The sequence below is a fragment of the Arthrobacter sp. D2-10 genome (assembly GCF_054161285.1).
Map to the genome: position 1 here is coordinate 1,448,367 of NZ_CP096431.1, position 14,586 is coordinate 1,462,952.

At 64.0% G+C, this 14,586-nt stretch carries 12 protein-coding genes; 8 read left to right on the forward strand and 4 right to left on the reverse strand.

The window, feature by feature from the left end; genetic code table 11:
* Window positions 1-76 precede the first annotated feature (76 nt).
* The 4 genes from M1D74_RS06770 to M1D74_RS06785 all read left to right on the forward strand — a co-directional run bounded on the left by M1D74_RS06770 (window position 77) and on the right by M1D74_RS06785 (window position 2,611).
* Window positions 77-556, forward strand: a complete 480-nt coding sequence (locus M1D74_RS06770; protein WP_309072686.1) for an FHA domain-containing protein — start codon at window positions 77-79, stop codon at window positions 554-556.
* Between the two features lie 8 nt (window positions 557-564).
* Window positions 565-1,314, forward strand: a complete 750-nt coding sequence (ftsR, locus tag M1D74_RS06775; RefSeq protein ID WP_309072685.1) for a transcriptional regulator FtsR — start codon at window positions 565-567, stop codon at window positions 1,312-1,314.
* Window positions 1,315-1,323: 9 nt separating this feature from the next.
* Entirely contained in the window at window positions 1,324-1,833 is a 510-nt protein-coding gene (locus M1D74_RS06780) for a bifunctional nuclease family protein (protein WP_309072684.1), read from the forward strand.
* A 184-nt stretch (window positions 1,834-2,017) separates the two neighbouring features.
* On the forward strand, window positions 2,018-2,611 hold the full coding sequence (locus M1D74_RS06785) for a MerR family transcriptional regulator (protein ID WP_309072683.1): 594 nt from the start codon (window positions 2,018-2,020) through the stop codon (window positions 2,609-2,611).
* Between the two features lie 199 nt (window positions 2,612-2,810).
* Here M1D74_RS06785 and M1D74_RS06790 read toward each other — a convergent pair whose 3' ends face one another.
* Window positions 2,811-3,638, reverse strand: a complete 828-nt coding sequence (locus tag M1D74_RS06790) for a ParA family protein (RefSeq protein WP_309123691.1) — start codon at window positions 3,636-3,638, stop codon at window positions 2,811-2,813.
* 238 nt (window positions 3,639-3,876) lie between these two features.
* Between M1D74_RS06790 and M1D74_RS06795 the strand changes: the two genes are divergently transcribed.
* The 3 genes from M1D74_RS06795 (at window position 3,877) to M1D74_RS06805 (ending at window position 10,169) form a co-directional block, all read left to right on the forward strand.
* Window positions 3,877-7,278: a pyruvate carboxylase gene (locus M1D74_RS06795; protein WP_458116930.1), complete on the forward strand. Its 3,402-nt coding sequence runs from the start codon at window positions 3,877-3,879 to the stop codon at window positions 7,276-7,278.
* A gap of 74 nt (window positions 7,279-7,352) precedes the next feature.
* Window positions 7,353-8,753: a MinD/ParA family ATP-binding protein gene (locus M1D74_RS06800; protein WP_458116931.1), complete on the forward strand. Its 1,401-nt coding sequence runs from the start codon at window positions 7,353-7,355 to the stop codon at window positions 8,751-8,753.
* A 3-nt stretch (window positions 8,754-8,756) separates the two neighbouring features.
* The gene (locus M1D74_RS06805) at window positions 8,757-10,169 is read left to right on the forward strand and encodes a mycothione reductase (protein WP_309070871.1); all 1,413 of its coding nucleotides are present in this window, start codon (window positions 8,757-8,759) and stop codon (window positions 10,167-10,169) included.
* A 1-nt stretch (window position 10,170) separates the two neighbouring features.
* On the opposite strand, the gene M1D74_RS06810 is transcribed toward M1D74_RS06805, so the two are convergent.
* Window positions 10,171-11,991, reverse strand: coding sequence for an AMP-dependent synthetase/ligase (locus M1D74_RS06810; protein WP_458116932.1), 1,821 nt, complete (start codon window positions 11,989-11,991; stop codon window positions 10,171-10,173).
* A gap of 155 nt (window positions 11,992-12,146) precedes the next feature.
* Here M1D74_RS06810 and M1D74_RS06815 point away from each other — a divergent pair, with 155 nt between their 5' ends.
* On the forward strand, window positions 12,147-13,277 hold the full coding sequence (locus tag M1D74_RS06815) for an ROK family glucokinase (protein ID WP_458116933.1): 1,131 nt from the start codon (window positions 12,147-12,149) through the stop codon (window positions 13,275-13,277).
* A 37-nt stretch (window positions 13,278-13,314) separates the two neighbouring features.
* Here the strand turns inward: M1D74_RS06815 and M1D74_RS06820 are convergent, their stop codons facing one another.
* Together M1D74_RS06820 and M1D74_RS06825 are read right to left on the reverse strand one after the other, a co-directional pair.
* A complete protein-coding gene (locus M1D74_RS06820) occupies window positions 13,315-13,773 on the reverse strand; it encodes a hypothetical protein (RefSeq protein WP_458116934.1) in 459 nt (152 codons plus the stop codon).
* Window positions 13,770-14,534 carry an alpha/beta hydrolase gene (locus M1D74_RS06825; protein WP_458116935.1) on the reverse strand — a complete coding sequence of 255 codons (765 nt, stop codon included), beginning with the start codon at window positions 14,532-14,534 and terminating at the stop codon, window positions 13,770-13,772. Before M1D74_RS06825 ends, M1D74_RS06820 begins: the two co-directional genes overlap by 4 nt.
* Window positions 14,535-14,586 lie beyond the last annotated feature (52 nt).

The following is a 14,586-nucleotide window of genomic DNA, read 5'->3' on the forward strand; positions in this document are numbered from 1 at the left end:
GTCACCGGCTGGGACAAATGTAATGTGGCCAGCCGGGAGACCGGTTGGCCACGTGTTTTGGGGAAGGATTTTTCAAATGGTACGCGATAACAACGCAGCCGCAGAGGACGCTTCGGGATCGCATATGCCTTCGCCTGAGACAACCACCATCGGGCTGCCTCCGCAGTCTGCATCACCTACCGTTGAACCGCGTCTCACCAGCGAGGAACGTTCCGCTGTTGCGGCACTTCCCGCCGGGTCCGCGCTGCTGATTGCCCACACAGGTCCTAATGCCGGGGCACGATTCCTCCTGGACGAGGACGTCACCACCGCTGGGCGCCACCCAAACGCCGACATTTTTCTTGACGATGTCACGGTGTCCCGTAAGCATGCGGAGTTCCGCCGTGGTCCGGAAGGTTTCCGGGTTGTTGACTCGCGCAGCCTGAACGGCACCTACGTGAACAATGACCGCGTTGACAGTGTTGTGCTGCGGAACGGTCATGAAGTTCAGATTGGCAAGTTCCGCCTTACCTTCTACGCCGCCGGGAGCGTGTCGCAGTCGCAGGGTCGGGTCTAGGGACTTTCATGCCCTCCTCCCAGCCGTCCCGGCGACCTGTGGGTATCGCCCCGGAGCGTGTGAGCGGGAACGTCCTGAATATAGGGGAGGTCCTCACCGAACTGGCTGGGGACTTTCCACAGATCAGTGCATCCAAGATTCGATTCCTGGAAGAAAAAGGCCTCATTACTCCGCAGCGCACGCGCGCAGGCTACCGGAAATACACACCGGTCGACGTCGAACGTCTGCGCTTTGTTCTTGCACTGCAGCGCGACCAGTACCTTCCGCTCAAGGTCATCAAGGACTATCTGGACGCGATTGATCGGGGAGAGAAGCCGGAGAGCCTGCCCGGGGGCCTTACCCTCGCTCCTCGGATGGTCTCCGACCAGCTTGCCCGTGAGCTCGGGTCACACGCCCGCCGACTGACCCGGGAAACCCTCGCCGCGGAAGCGAACGCCCGGCCGGAACTCATTCGGGACCTCATGGCTTTCGGGCTCATCTCAGAAGTCGAAGGCCGCTTCGACGAGCACGCACTGAAGATCACCCGTGCCTGCGTCCAGCTGGAATCACATGGAATCGAGCCTCGGCACCTCCGTCCTTTCCGAGCAGCAGCAGATCGCGAACTGGGTCTCGTTGAGCGCGTCGTCGCCCCGGTCGCCTCACGCCGCGATGTCGCATCGAAGGCCCGGGCGGCGGAAACTGCCCGTGAAATCAGCGAGCTCTGCCTCAACCTCCACAGTGCCCTCGTCCAAGGCCAGATCGCACGGATGGAAAACTAGGAGGCAGACATGATCGAGATGGATGTAGTAGGCGTTCGCATCGAGCTACCGTCCAATCAGCCGCTCGTCCTTCTTAAGGAAGCGGGAGGTCCCCGCCACATCCCGATCTGGATCGGTGCGCCCGAGGCTAGCGCCATTGCCTTCGTGCAGCAGGGCATCATTCCGCCGCGGCCAATGACACATGATCTTCTCGTGAGCATCGTCGCTGCCCTCAATCACGCAGTGACAGAGGTCCGGATCGTGCGGGTGGAAGACACCGTTTTCCACGCCGAGGTTGTCTTCGAGGACGGCACAACAGTGAACTCCCGGGCCTCCGATGCCATAGCCATCGCCCTGCGCGTACCCTGCCCGATCTATTGTGCACCGCAGGTGATGCAGGACACCGGCGTTGAGATCACCGAGGCCGACAGCGACGGAGACGAAGACTCATCCGAGGAGGGCCAGGCCAACGCGGAGCGCGAGCTCAAGCAGTTCCGGGAGTTTCTTGCGGATGTCGAGCCTGAAGATTTTGAGAAGTAGCCGAAAGCGACACGCTGAGATTGTTATGCGCGGCATCTTTGACCTCGGTCACCCGGGGATCTAACGTCGAAGCATACAGTTCCCATTGCACTAGCTGTAAACTCAGGGCAGACATCCATTTAATCCCCCTGTGGACCTCGGCTTGTGCCACTTCCCCCCGGGAACCAGAACGAGGAGGCAACACGTGAGTCCGAAAGGCGACGCCGGCACGGGTTCCAACGCAGCCGCTACGGGTGCAGCTATACCCGCCAGCGCACAGGGCCTGCTCTTCACCGAAGACCTTCCTGTGCTCGATGAGGACGCGGGCTATCGCGGACCGACAGCATGCAAGGCTGCGGGCATCACCTACCGCCAGCTCGACTACTGGGCTCGCACCGGCCTCGTGGAACCGGCCGTTCGCGGTGCTTCCGGCTCCGGTTCACAGCGTCTCTATGGATTCCGGGACATCCTGGTACTCAAGGTAGTGAAACGGTTGCTGGACACCGGCGTTTCCCTTCAGCAGATCCGCAGTGCAGTGGAACACCTGCGGGAGCGCGGAGTGGAGGACCTTGCCCAGATCACCCTGATGAGCGACGGCGCCAGCGTCTATGAATGCACCTCTGCCGATGAAGTCATCGACCTTGTCCAGGGCGGACAGGGAGTATTTGGTATCGCCGTCGGGCGTGTGTGGCGGGAAGTCGAAGGAAGCCTTGCAGCGTTGCCGAGTGAGCACGCCGTGGACCAGGATTTTCCCGATGACGAACTCAGCAAGCGACGGGCAGCGCGCAAGATCAGCTGACCCTGCTCAACACGATGCCCCGCCGCGAGCGGGGCATTTTGGTGTCCGGAGATGATTGCAACGCTGTCGGTTGAGCATGACGACGGCGCGAACTGAACCCGCTAGCGGACTGAGCCTCATAGCGGACTGAGTCTCCTACCGGCGGAGCGTCATAGCGGACTGAGCCTCCTACCGGCGGAGCGTCATAGCGGTTGAGCGCCTAGCGGCGGGCGACCCGGTTACGCATGCGACCGGAGTCCAGCAGCGCGCGCAGCAGATCGTCGAAGTATCCTGCAGCCTGCTTGGCCGACTCGCCCGGCCAGTGGTGTACCGCATGTGCTGCGCCCTGGATCTGTTGCCAGTTGGCCTGCTCTGCGATGGTGGGGGTCAAGAGCAGGTCGCCGAACATCTGCTTCATTTCATTCAAACGGAATGTGTGTTCATTGGAACCGGTGCGTACCCGGTTCGCCACAATTCCGGCAGGCGTCAGGTTCGGCGCGAATTCGTTCTTGAACAGTTCGATGGCGCGCATGGTGCGCTCGGTGCCGGCGACGGAGAACAGGCCGGGCTCGGCAACAAGGAGGACTCTGTTGCTCGCCGTCCAGGCCATGCGGGTCAGTCCGTTCAGGGACGGCGGGCAATCGACGAGGACCAGCCGGTACCCCTCAACCCGGTCCAGCAGGGTGGCAAGGCGGCGCAGGTCGCGCTTACCCAGGTCGGGTCGGTCATAGATGCCCGAGTAGGCAGATCCCATCGCCACATCAAGCACCGGCGTTCCGTTGCTCGAATTGCGCTTGATTGCATTGCTGACCCAACCGCTCGGCACAACGTTTGCCGCGAGATCTCCCCGCCGGGCGTTCTTCAGGAGACGACCGATATCTGTCTGGTCATTGGCTTGAACCCCGAGGCCGGTTGTTGCGTCAGCGTGCGGGTCGAGGTCGACAACAAGTGTGGGAATCCCGGCGGACAGTGCCGCCGATGCCAGTCCCAGAGTGACCGAGGTCTTGCCGACCCCACCTTTGAGGCTGCTGATGCTCACAACTTGCACTTGTTGAACCAATACCTAACGTTTGAGATGCCACAGATCGCAGGATTCGCAGGATCTTCCGCCCCGCGCACCTATTCATCATAGGTGGACCGGCAGTATGAACGAACCCGACTCGGCGGTAGCACCGTCCCGATGCATTACCAGCGGGCGCAACACAAATTGTGGTGACCAGAAAGACCAAATGTAGGCTAAGCACGCTAGTCGTCGTTCCATCGACCCGCAAGGACGCAGGAGACCAATGTTCTCGAAGATTCTGGTAGCTAACCGCGGCGAAATCGCCATTCGCGCATTCAGGGCGGGTTATGAGATCGGCGCCAAAACCGTCGCCGTGTTTCCGCACGAGGACCGCAATTCTATTCACCGGCAAAAGGCCGACGAGGCGTACCTGATAGGCGAGGAAGGCCACCCGGTTCGTGCCTACCTCGATGTCGACGAGATTGTCCGTGTTGCCAAGGACGCCGGCTGCGACGCCATCTATCCGGGATATGGATTCCTTTCGGAGAACCCGAACCTGGCGCGCGCGGCCGCCGACGCCGGCATCACGTTCGTCGGTCCTCCGGCCGAAGTGCTGGAACTTGCCGGGAACAAGGTCCGTGCCCTGGAAGCGGCGCGCAAGGCAGGCATTCCCGTTCTGAAGTCCTCGAAGCCGAGTTCCGATCTTGAGGAACTGGTTGCGGCGGCTGATGAGATCGGGTTCCCGATTTTCGCGAAGGCCGTTGCAGGCGGTGGAGGTCGCGGCATGCGCCGCGTCGACAACCGCGAGAACCTTCGTGAAGCGCTTGAGTCGGCGATGCGTGAGGCGGACTCGGCGTTCGGTGACCCGACCATGTTCCTTGAGCAGGCCGTGCTGCGTCCCCGCCACATCGAGGTCCAGATCCTGGCTGACGCCGAGGGCAACGTCATGCACCTCTTCGAACGTGACTGTTCCCTGCAGCGCCGCCACCAGAAGGTCATCGAGATTGCGCCGGCACCGAACCTGGACGAGAACATCCGCCAGGCGCTCTACCGCGACGCCGTAGCGTTCGCGAAGGAACTTAACTACGTCAACGCCGGCACGGTCGAATTCCTCGTCGACACCGTCGGTGAACGCGCAGGACAGCACGTTTTCATCGAGATGAATCCCCGCATCCAGGTCGAGCACACCGTGACCGAGGAAGTCACCGACGTCGACCTTGTCCAGTCGCAGCTGCGCATCGCGGCGGGGGAGACCCTGGCCGACCTGGGTCTGTCGCAGGGAAGCGTGCGGTTGCGGGGTGCCGCTCTGCAGTCCCGGATCACCACGGAGGACCCGGCGAACGGGTTCCGTCCTGACGTCGGGAAAATCACCGCATACCGGTCCGCCGGCGGTGCGGGTGTGCGACTGGATGGTGGAACCGTGTACGCGGGTGCTGAAATCAGTCCTCACTTCGACTCGATGCTGGTCAAGCTCACGTGCCGTGGCCGCGACTACGAGTCCGCGGTCCGCAGGGCACGTCGTGCCCTTGCCGAGTTCCGCGTGCGGGGCGTATCCACGAACATCTCCTTCCTTCAGTCGGTTCTGGACGATCCGGCGTTCATCGCCGGCGACGTCGCTACCTCCTTCATTGATGAGCGCCCCGAACTGCTGACCGCCCGCGTACCTGCGGACCGTGGCACCAAGCTGCTGAACTGGCTGGCCGACGTCACGGTCAACAAGCCGAACGGGGAGCTCACGGTGGAGCTCGACCCGGCTGAGAAGCTGCCTGTCGTCGCCGAATTGGAGCAGCGACCGGGATCGCGTCAGCGGCTCCAGGAGCTGGGCCCGGAGGGTTTCGCGGCCGAGCTGCGTGCGCAGAACGCCCTCGCTGTCACCGACACGACCTTCCGCGATGCCCACCAGTCCCTCTTGGCGACACGGGTCCGGACCCGTGATCTTGTGGCGGCGGGCAAGGCTGTCTCGGCCAAGATGCCGGGGCTTCTGTCGGTGGAGGCCTGGGGCGGTGCCACGTACGACGTCGCCCTTCGTTTCCTGGGCGAAGACCCTTGGGAGCGCCTGGCCGCGCTCCGTAAGGAAATGCCGAACATCTGTCTGCAGATGCTGCTGCGTGGCCGCAACACGGTGGGCTACACCCCGTACCCCGAAGCGGTCACCGAAGCTTTCGTGCAGGAAGCCGCTGCCACTGGTATCGACATCTTCCGCATCTTCGATGCGCTTAACGATGTCTCCCAGATGGAGCCGGCCATCCGCGCCGTCCGCGCAACGGGAACCGCCGTCGCCGAGGTAGCCCTGTGCTACACCTCGGACATGCTGGATCCGGCCGAGAAGCTCTACACGCTGGATTACTACCTGGAGTTGGCGCAGCGCATCGTCGACGCCGGCGCCCACATCCTTGCCATCAAGGACATGGCGGGCCTGCTGCGTCCTGCGGCAGCCGCGAAGCTCGTGACCGCTCTGCGCGAGCGGTTCGACCTGCCGGTTCACCTGCACACCCACGACACCGCAGGCGGCCAGCTGGCCACGTTGCTGGCGGCCTCGGATGCGGGAGTCGACGCCGTCGACGTCGCAAGCGCCTCCCTCGCCGGGACCACCAGCCAGCCTTCCGCGTCGGCGCTGGTCGCGGCCCTTGCGCACACTGAACGCGACACCGGAATGTCGCTGGAGGACGTCAGCTCGCTTGAGCCGTACTGGGAGGCCGTGCGCCGGGTTTACGCACCGTTTGAGTCCGGCCTGCCCGGGCCGACAGGCCGCGTCTACCGCCACGAGATCCCCGGGGGCCAGCTCTCCAACCTCCGCCAGCAGGCCATTGCCCTCGGTCTTGGTGAGCGGTTCGAAGCCGTCGAAGACATGTACACGGCGGCCGACCGCATGCTCGGCAGGCTCGTGAAGGTCACTCCGTCGTCTAAGGTTGTGGGCGATCTGGCCCTCCAGCTCGTGGGATCCAACGTGGACCCGAAAGCGTTCGAGGAGAACCCGCAGAACTACGACATCCCGGACTCGGTCATCGGCTTCCTCAGCGGCGAACTTGGCGACCCGCCCGGAGGCTGGCCTGAGCCCTTCCGGACCAAGGCGCTTCAGGGCCGCACGGTCAAGGTCCGCGACGTTGACCTAGCCTACGAGGACCAGGAGGCTTTGGCCGCCGATTCAGCAACCCGGCGTGCCACGCTGAACCGGCTCCTGTTCGCCGGGCCTACCAAGGACTTCCAGACCACGCGGAACACCTTCGGCGACGTCTCTGTCCTGGACACCCGCGACTACCTGTACGGGCTTCAGCAGGGCAGCGAGCACGTCATCCAGCTGGAGAAGGGCGTCCGTCTGATCGCTACGCTCGAAGCCGTCTCCGACGTCGACGAGAAGGGCATGCGCACCGTGATGTGCACGCTGAACGGGCAGATGCGTCCCGTCGTCGTCCGCGATCGCAGCGTCCACACCGACGTCAAGGCGGCCGAGAAGGCCGATCCGTCGCAGCCGGGCCATGTCGCCGCCCCGTTCGCCGGTGCCGTGACCCTCGGCGTTGCCGAGGGCGATACTGTCCAGGCCGGCGACACCGTAGCGACCATCGAAGCGATGAAGATGGAGGCCGGGATCACCACCAGCGTGGGCGGAACAGTCAAGCGGGTGGCAATCGGCGCCATCGAACAGGTGCAGGGCGGAGATCTCTTGCTGGTGATCGACCCCGCCTGAATCGGGCCTACGCTAAGGTGATGCAGAATCCACCTGCAGCACCAGCTACGGGCGACATCCAAGCGTGAGGAACCATGGCGAACGAGAAGAAGCCGGCAGAACAGTCCACGGAGGAGCCCTTGGTTCCCCAGGAGCCCGGTCAAACCGTGACCGGTCAGGACCAGGCGGAAGCCGGAATGGCCGGGACGGAAGCCCCGAGCGGTTCCAGCGCAGACGCCGCGGAAGCTGCGGAAGAGCTCACGCTCAGTTCAGAGGACGACGCCGCGGAGCCGGGCAGCGCCGAGCTGCCCGGTCCCGCTGTGGTCCAGGCCCCGCTGCCTGATCGCCTGCCCCACATCGGGATCACGCCCGCAACGGAAGGCCAGTTCCCGGGACAGCACCCCACTGACCCTTCGGCGCTGACGATTGCGGACAGCGACATCCGCCTCTCCGAGGGCGACGACGTTGCAGGCTGGATGCCCTCCACGGGCCGTGCACCTGAGGTATCGCCGGCTCCAGCGGAAGAGCAACCGACCGCCCCGGACCGTAGCGCACGCAGGAACAAGGAAGAAGGACCGGAACCGGCATCGTCGCTGACTGCTGACCGGTTGCTGACCTCGCAGCAGCGCGCACCGATCGGCGGCTGGCGGCTGTGGCTGTACAAGGCGACTTTCGGCTACGTGAACGTCGGCGATTCCGACGCCGTCCGCATCCACCGCGCGCTCGAGCACCGGGTCAGCGTGCGGTTGGGGGAGCGGACCCGGTATGTTCCCGTGCTTTCCCGAAAGGGCGGAGTCGGTAAGACCACCGTGACCACCCTGCTCGGCATGGCCCTCGCTGACATCCGCGAGGACCGCATCATCGCCATGGACGCCAATCCGGACCGCGGCACCCTCTCCGACCGGTCACCCGGCAAGGCAGAGTTCACCGCACGTCAGCTCGTGCAGAACCGGTTCATGGTGGACTCCTTCGCCCAACTGTCGAGCTACGTTGCCCGGGACGGCTCTCGGCTGCACGTGCTCGCCTCGGACACCGACCCGGCGATCGCCCAGGCTTTTGATGACGCCGATTACCGCGCCGTCACCGATATTCTCGGCCGGTACTACTCCATCGTCCTAACCGACTCCGGCACCGGCATGGTCCACTCGGTCATGAAGGGAACACTGGAGAAGGCAGACGCCGTGGTACTCGTGTCCGGCGGCAGCGTTGACGAAGCGCGACTGGCATCAGAGACACTGTCCTGGCTTGAAGCTCATGGTCGGCATGACCTCGTCGAGAAGGCGATCGTCGTCGTCAATATGTCCTCCGGGAACCGCACCGACGTCAATGTGCAGGAGATCGAGGAGCACTTCCGCTCCCGCGTCAGCACCGTTGTACGCATCCCGTACGACCGTCACCTTGCGGAGGGCTCTCGCGTGGATCTCTCGAAACTTCAGCCCAAGACGCGGGAAGCCGTGGTGGAGCTCGCCGCGCTCGTCGTGGATCAGTTGCACTGATTCGTGGTTCACTACGACCTGGCGATCATCGGTTCCGGCTCCGGGAACACGATCATCACTCCCGAATGGGATGACAAGAAGATTGCGATCATCGAGGGCGGAACGTTCGGTGGAACGTGTCTGAACGTGGGATGCATCCCCACGAAGATGCTCGTTTATCCCGCAGACCTCGCGCGTGCAGCCGACGACGGCGCCCGGCTGGGCGTCGACCTTCAGCACACGGCGACGAGGTGGGCGGACCTGCGCGACCGGGTCTTCACCAGGATCGACAGCATCTCGGAAGCGGGCAGGGTCTACAGGGCCGATGAACTCGACCACGTCGACCTGATCGAGGAGGACGTCCGTTTCACCGACGACCGCACCCTCGTCACCGATTCAGGTGATGTCGTTACGGCCGACCAGGTGGTCATAGCAGCAGGCTCCCGCGCGGTAACGCCGGACATTCCCGGACTCGACCTGCCGCAAATCCACACGTCCGACACCGTCATGCGGCTGAGCGAGCTACCACAGCGCATGCTCATCGTCGGCGGTGGTTACATTGGGGCGGAGTTTGCGCATATCTTTTCCTCGCTCGGCACCGAGGTGACCCTGGCTGTGCGATCTGACCGGATGCTCCGGGCCCTCGACGATACGATCTCTGAACGCTTCACAGAGCTCGCCCGATCCCAATGGGATCTTCTGACCAAACACCAGGTCCGGCGGGTGGACAGCAACGGTGACAGATCCGTGACGGCGACGCTGACGCGTCCGGATGGGTCCGAGACGGCGGTGGAGGCCGACGTCGTGCTTGTTGCGACCGGGCGTACACCCAACAGCGACCGGGTGGGAGCAGGGGATATTGGTTTCGATCTGACCGATGACGGACGGGTCGCGGTCGATGCATTCCAGCGGGTGCTGCGCCAGGGTGAGCCGGTTGCGGGCGTGTGGGCGCTCGGAGACATTTCCAGCGCCTTCCAGCTCAAGCACGTGGCGAACCACGAAGCCCGGGTTGTCTCGCACAATCTGCTCCACCCTGATGCGCTTCATGCTGCAGATCATCGCTACGTTCCGGCCGCTGTGTTCACGCGCCCCCAGATCGCGACTGTGGGCCTTACCGAGGAACAGGCGCTGGAACGGGCTGAGAAAACCGGTTCACGGGTTGCTGTGGCGGTTCAGCAGTACGGGTCAACCGCTTACGGCTGGGCCATGGAAGACACAACAGGGATTGTGAAAATACTGGCGGAGGAAGACACCGGCATGATCCTCGGCGCTCACATTATGGGGCACGAAGCGTCAAACCTGATTCAGCCCATCATCCAGGCGATGCACTTCGGTTTGGACGCTTTCACGATGGCCCGCGGCCAGTACTGGATACATCCGGCCCTCACCGAGGTGGTGGAGAACGCCCTGCTCTCGCTGAAGGCGCCCTCCACCTGACCTATCCGGCGGGCTGCACGCGCGGCTGGGAGTAGATCTCCTCAACCACGGAGGAGTAGTCCTTGAGCACCTGGGCTCGCTTGATCTTCATCGACGGGGTGAGATGGCCGCTCGCCTCCGTGAAGTCCTGCTCAACAATGCGGAACACCTTGATGGCTTCAGCCTGCGAGACCGACTCGTTCGCCGAATCAACCAGGGACTGAATCTCGGCCTGCACCGCGGAATGGCGCGCAGCCTCGGCCATGGTGGTGTTGGCCGGAAGGTCGTGCCGCTCCAGCCATCCGGGCAGCGCCTCCTCGTCCAGCGTGATCAGCGCGGAGATGAACGGACGCTGGTCTCCGACGACAACGCACTGGGAGACCAGGGCGTTGGCACGGATGGTGTCCTCCAACTGTGCGGGGATGACGTTCTTTCCACCGGCGGTCACGATGATTTCCTTCTTGCGCCCGGTGATGCTCAGGAAACCGTCGTCGTCGAGCTGGCCGATGTCTCCGGTATGGAACCAGCCGTCCGTGAAGGCTTCCTCCGTCAGGTCAGGGCGCTTGAAGTAACCCTTCAAGACGCACACGCCCTTGGCGAGGATCTCACCGTCATCAGCGATCTTGACCGCGTTGCCCGGGAGGGGAGCTCCGACGGTGCCGATCTTGATTTTCTGCGGCGTGTTCACGGAGATCGGTGCGGTGGTCTCGGTCAGTCCGTATCCTTCAAGGACCATGAGCCCGATGCCGTGGAAGAAGTGACCGAGGCGGTCGCCAAGAGGTGCGCCGCCGGACACGGCGTGTTGCACCCGCCCACCCATGGCCGTCCGGATCTTGCCGTAGAGTAGCTTGTCGAAGATGGCATGCTTGACCTTCAGCCCGAGGCCCACCTTGCCCGCCTGATCCGCCTTTGACCAGGCGATGGCGACGTCGGCACCGGCGTGGAAGATCTTGCCTTTCCCGCTGTCCTCGGCCTTGAGCATCGAGTTGTTGTAGACCTTCTCGAAGACGCGGGGGACCGCGAGGATGAAGCTCGGCTTGTAGCTCTGCAGATCCGGGAGCAGGTTCTTCACATCGGGAGTGTGGGCAACGGTGGCGCCTGCAGCCACGCACAGCACGGAGATGAATCGGGCGAAGACGTGCGCCATGGGAAGAAACATGATGGTCTGTGCGCCCTCGTGGGCCACCTCCGGCAGCGACTCGGCGGCGTTCTCGGAAAGCTCCACGAAGTTGCCGTGCGTCAGCTCGCAACCCTTTGGCTTTCCAGTGGTCCCCGAGGTGTAGATGATGGTTGCGACGTCGTCCAGGCCCGCGATGAGGCGGCGTTCCTCGAGCGCCGCGTCGTCAATGCCGGTTCCAGTCTCCCGGAGCGTGTCCAGGCCACCACCGTCGAACTGCCACACGTCCCGGAATCCCTCGAGATTCGCCGAGGCGACGGCCTGGCGGACCACGTTCTCATGCCGCCCCGACTCGACAAACGCGGCCACGGCGCCTGAGTCGCCAAGGATCCACGCAACCTGCGACGGAGAGGAGGTTTCGTAGACCGGCACCGACACTCCGCCCGCAAACCACACGGCGAAGTCCACCAGCGCCCATTCGTACCGCGTGCGCGCCATGATGGCCACGCGGTCGCCGGCGCCGACGCCTGAAGCCATCAGACCCTTGGCAATTCGGCGGACGTCGGAGAGGAAGTCCGTTGCCCGGATATCGGACCACTGCCCGGAGGCATCCTTGGTGGCAAACAGGGCAGGATTGCTTGCCTTCTCAGCCTGCTTCATCACCAGGTGAGTGGTGTTGCTGTCCCGGGGGACCTGCACTTTGGCCGGAACGCTGAATTCGCGCACAGGAATCTCCTTTGATCTTCGTCACATCCGTGAGACGTTCCTAGCCTATAGCTTTTCCGCAGGGGTTCTTACTCTCCAGTAATGTACAAAACGGTAACGGTAAAGCTTGCGTTCAGGACGGCGCAGTCCCAGTACGACGGCGGGAGGCCGGCTCCATGCAGACGGAACCAGAAGAGGGTCTCCTGGCCGACCGATTTCGCGCCGGAGCCGGCACGCGACGCCCACTTCGGGCGCCGCAGGCTGCGAGCACTCGCTACGCTGCCCGCCCGCTGCGCGCTCGTGGGCTCGCCATAGGCATCGATATCGGCGGCACCAAGGTGGCTGCCGGCGTCGTCGACCCCACCGGTGAAATCATCGCCTCCGCCCGCAGGGAAACCCCCGGCCAGGACCCGAGGGCGGTCGAATCGGTGATCGTGGACCTGGTGCGCGAGCTCGGACGAGGTCGGCGCATCCGCTCGGTGGGTATCGGAGCGGCCGGTTGGATGGATCTGGACAACGGAACGGTGCTGTTCAGCCCTCATCTGGCGTGGCGCAACGAACCGTTGAGAGCGAATCTCGAGAAGGCCCTGCGACGGCGCGTTACGGTGCTCAATGACGCGGACGCGGCAGCGTGGGCCGAATGGCGTTTCGGCGCGGGCCGGGGCGAATCGCGGCTCGTGCTCATCACCCTCGGTACCGGAATCGGTGGCGCGATGATCATGGACGGTGTACTCGAGCGAGGCCGTCACGGAGTCGCGGGGGAATTCGGTCATCAGATCATCGTTCCCAACGGGCATCGCTGCGAGTGCGGCAACAGGGGCTGCTGGGAACAGTACGCCTCAGGCAACGCGCTCGGGCGGGAAGCCCGCGAGCTTGCGACCGCCAATTCTCCCGTTGCGCAGACCTTGCTGCATGAGGTGAACGGAAACGTCGACGCCATCACCGGCACAGTGGTCACCCGCCTGGCGCTGCAAGGCGACCCTGTGTGCCGTGAGCTGATCGACGACGTCGGGCAGTGGCTCGGTCTCGGCCTCGCCAACCTGGGTGCGGCGCTCGATCCCGGGACGTTCGTCATCGGCGGCGGGCTAGGGGCGGCCGGGCAGCTCCTGATCGAACCGGCGCGGCGCGCATTCGAGCGCAACCTCACCGGACGCGGGTTTCGTCCCGCTGCACGAATCACGGCGGCGGCCCTCGGCCCCGAGGCCGGCCTGGTGGGCGCGGCTGATCTTTCCCGGATCCGGCACCGCCCGCTGCTGGGCCGGGCATATGGAACCCCGCCCTCAGGACGCCCCAGTGAGCGGCGCTAGGCAAGGCGCAGCCAGACCTCGCAGCTGAACCTCGAAGCTAGACCTCGGCGCCGTCGTCGTCGTAATCTCGCGTCTTCGGAAGGCGGAAGATCAGGAAGGTGACGCTTGCGATGAAAATCGCCACGATACCCAGCATCATGGTGCTGGAGGCGGAACGCCAGAACATCGCAATCAGCACCAGGGCTATGGGGCTGCCCACGGCACCCACCCAGGCAAGCACCACCAAGGGATCTCCCACGCCGAGGGCGGGAGGTTCGGGCGGCCGGAATGATCCGTCGTCGTCATCATCCGGCGCGGTGTGATCGCGGGGACCTGCGGGAGTCGGGGTGCGCTGAGACTCGAAGATCGCCCGTACGCGCTCCTCCGCCGAGGGCGCGGGGTCGGAGGAGGGCCGCTCGGGCAACTCGCTGCTCGGCGTTTCTTCCAGCCGCGCGACGAGGTCTTGCCACACGGCGTCGTCAGTAGACTCGTTAGGGTCCTGGGCTCGTGGACTCATGCGGTGATACCTGCTGTCACGTGCTTGATGAATGCTGCGGAGCGTTCGAAGATGAGCTCCTGGTCGTGGTCCATGGTGGCCACGTGGTAACTGTTCTCCAACCGTATTATCTCCAAGTCTGCACTCCCGATGCGCCGCTGTAGAACTTCCAGGCTGCTTTCGGGAACAATCCGGTCGATGTTCGACCGGAACACCAAAGTCGGAGCCGTAACCTGTGGGAGCCGTTCGGTGGTGTCACGAAAGAGACGCGCGAGCTGGTGGACGGCCGCAACCGGAGTCCGGGCGTAAGCGCGCTCGTCCATGCCTTCCTTTCTGATGTCGTTCCCGATGGATGGGACAGACCGAAGGAGATACTTCAGCACGCCCACATAGCGGGCGCGTGGGTCGGCAATGGTGAGCCCAGGATTGACGACGACGACGCCCGCCACCGACTCCAGCGCCGCCAGCCTCAGAGCGAGCGCCCCACCCATGGACAAGCCGGCTACGACTACGGCGTCGGTGTCCTGGGCGAGTTCCCGGTAAGCGGCATCAATGCCCTCATACCAGTGCTGCCACGGTGTTCTGGCCAGTTCCTGCCAAGTGGTGCCATGACCCGCAAGCAGGGGTAGCTTCACTGCGTAGCCCTGGTTTGCCAGGTGCTGCGCCCACCCGATCATGCTCGCCGGCGAACCCGTAAAGCCATGGCTGAGTATCACTCCGATCCGCGCATTCCTGCCCGAACCCGGAGACGAGTACGCTGCAAGTGCGGTATCGATCGTCATGATTCCAATGGTGACACCGTGTCCGGTCCACTGCCAGTGGCGCCCGGCACAC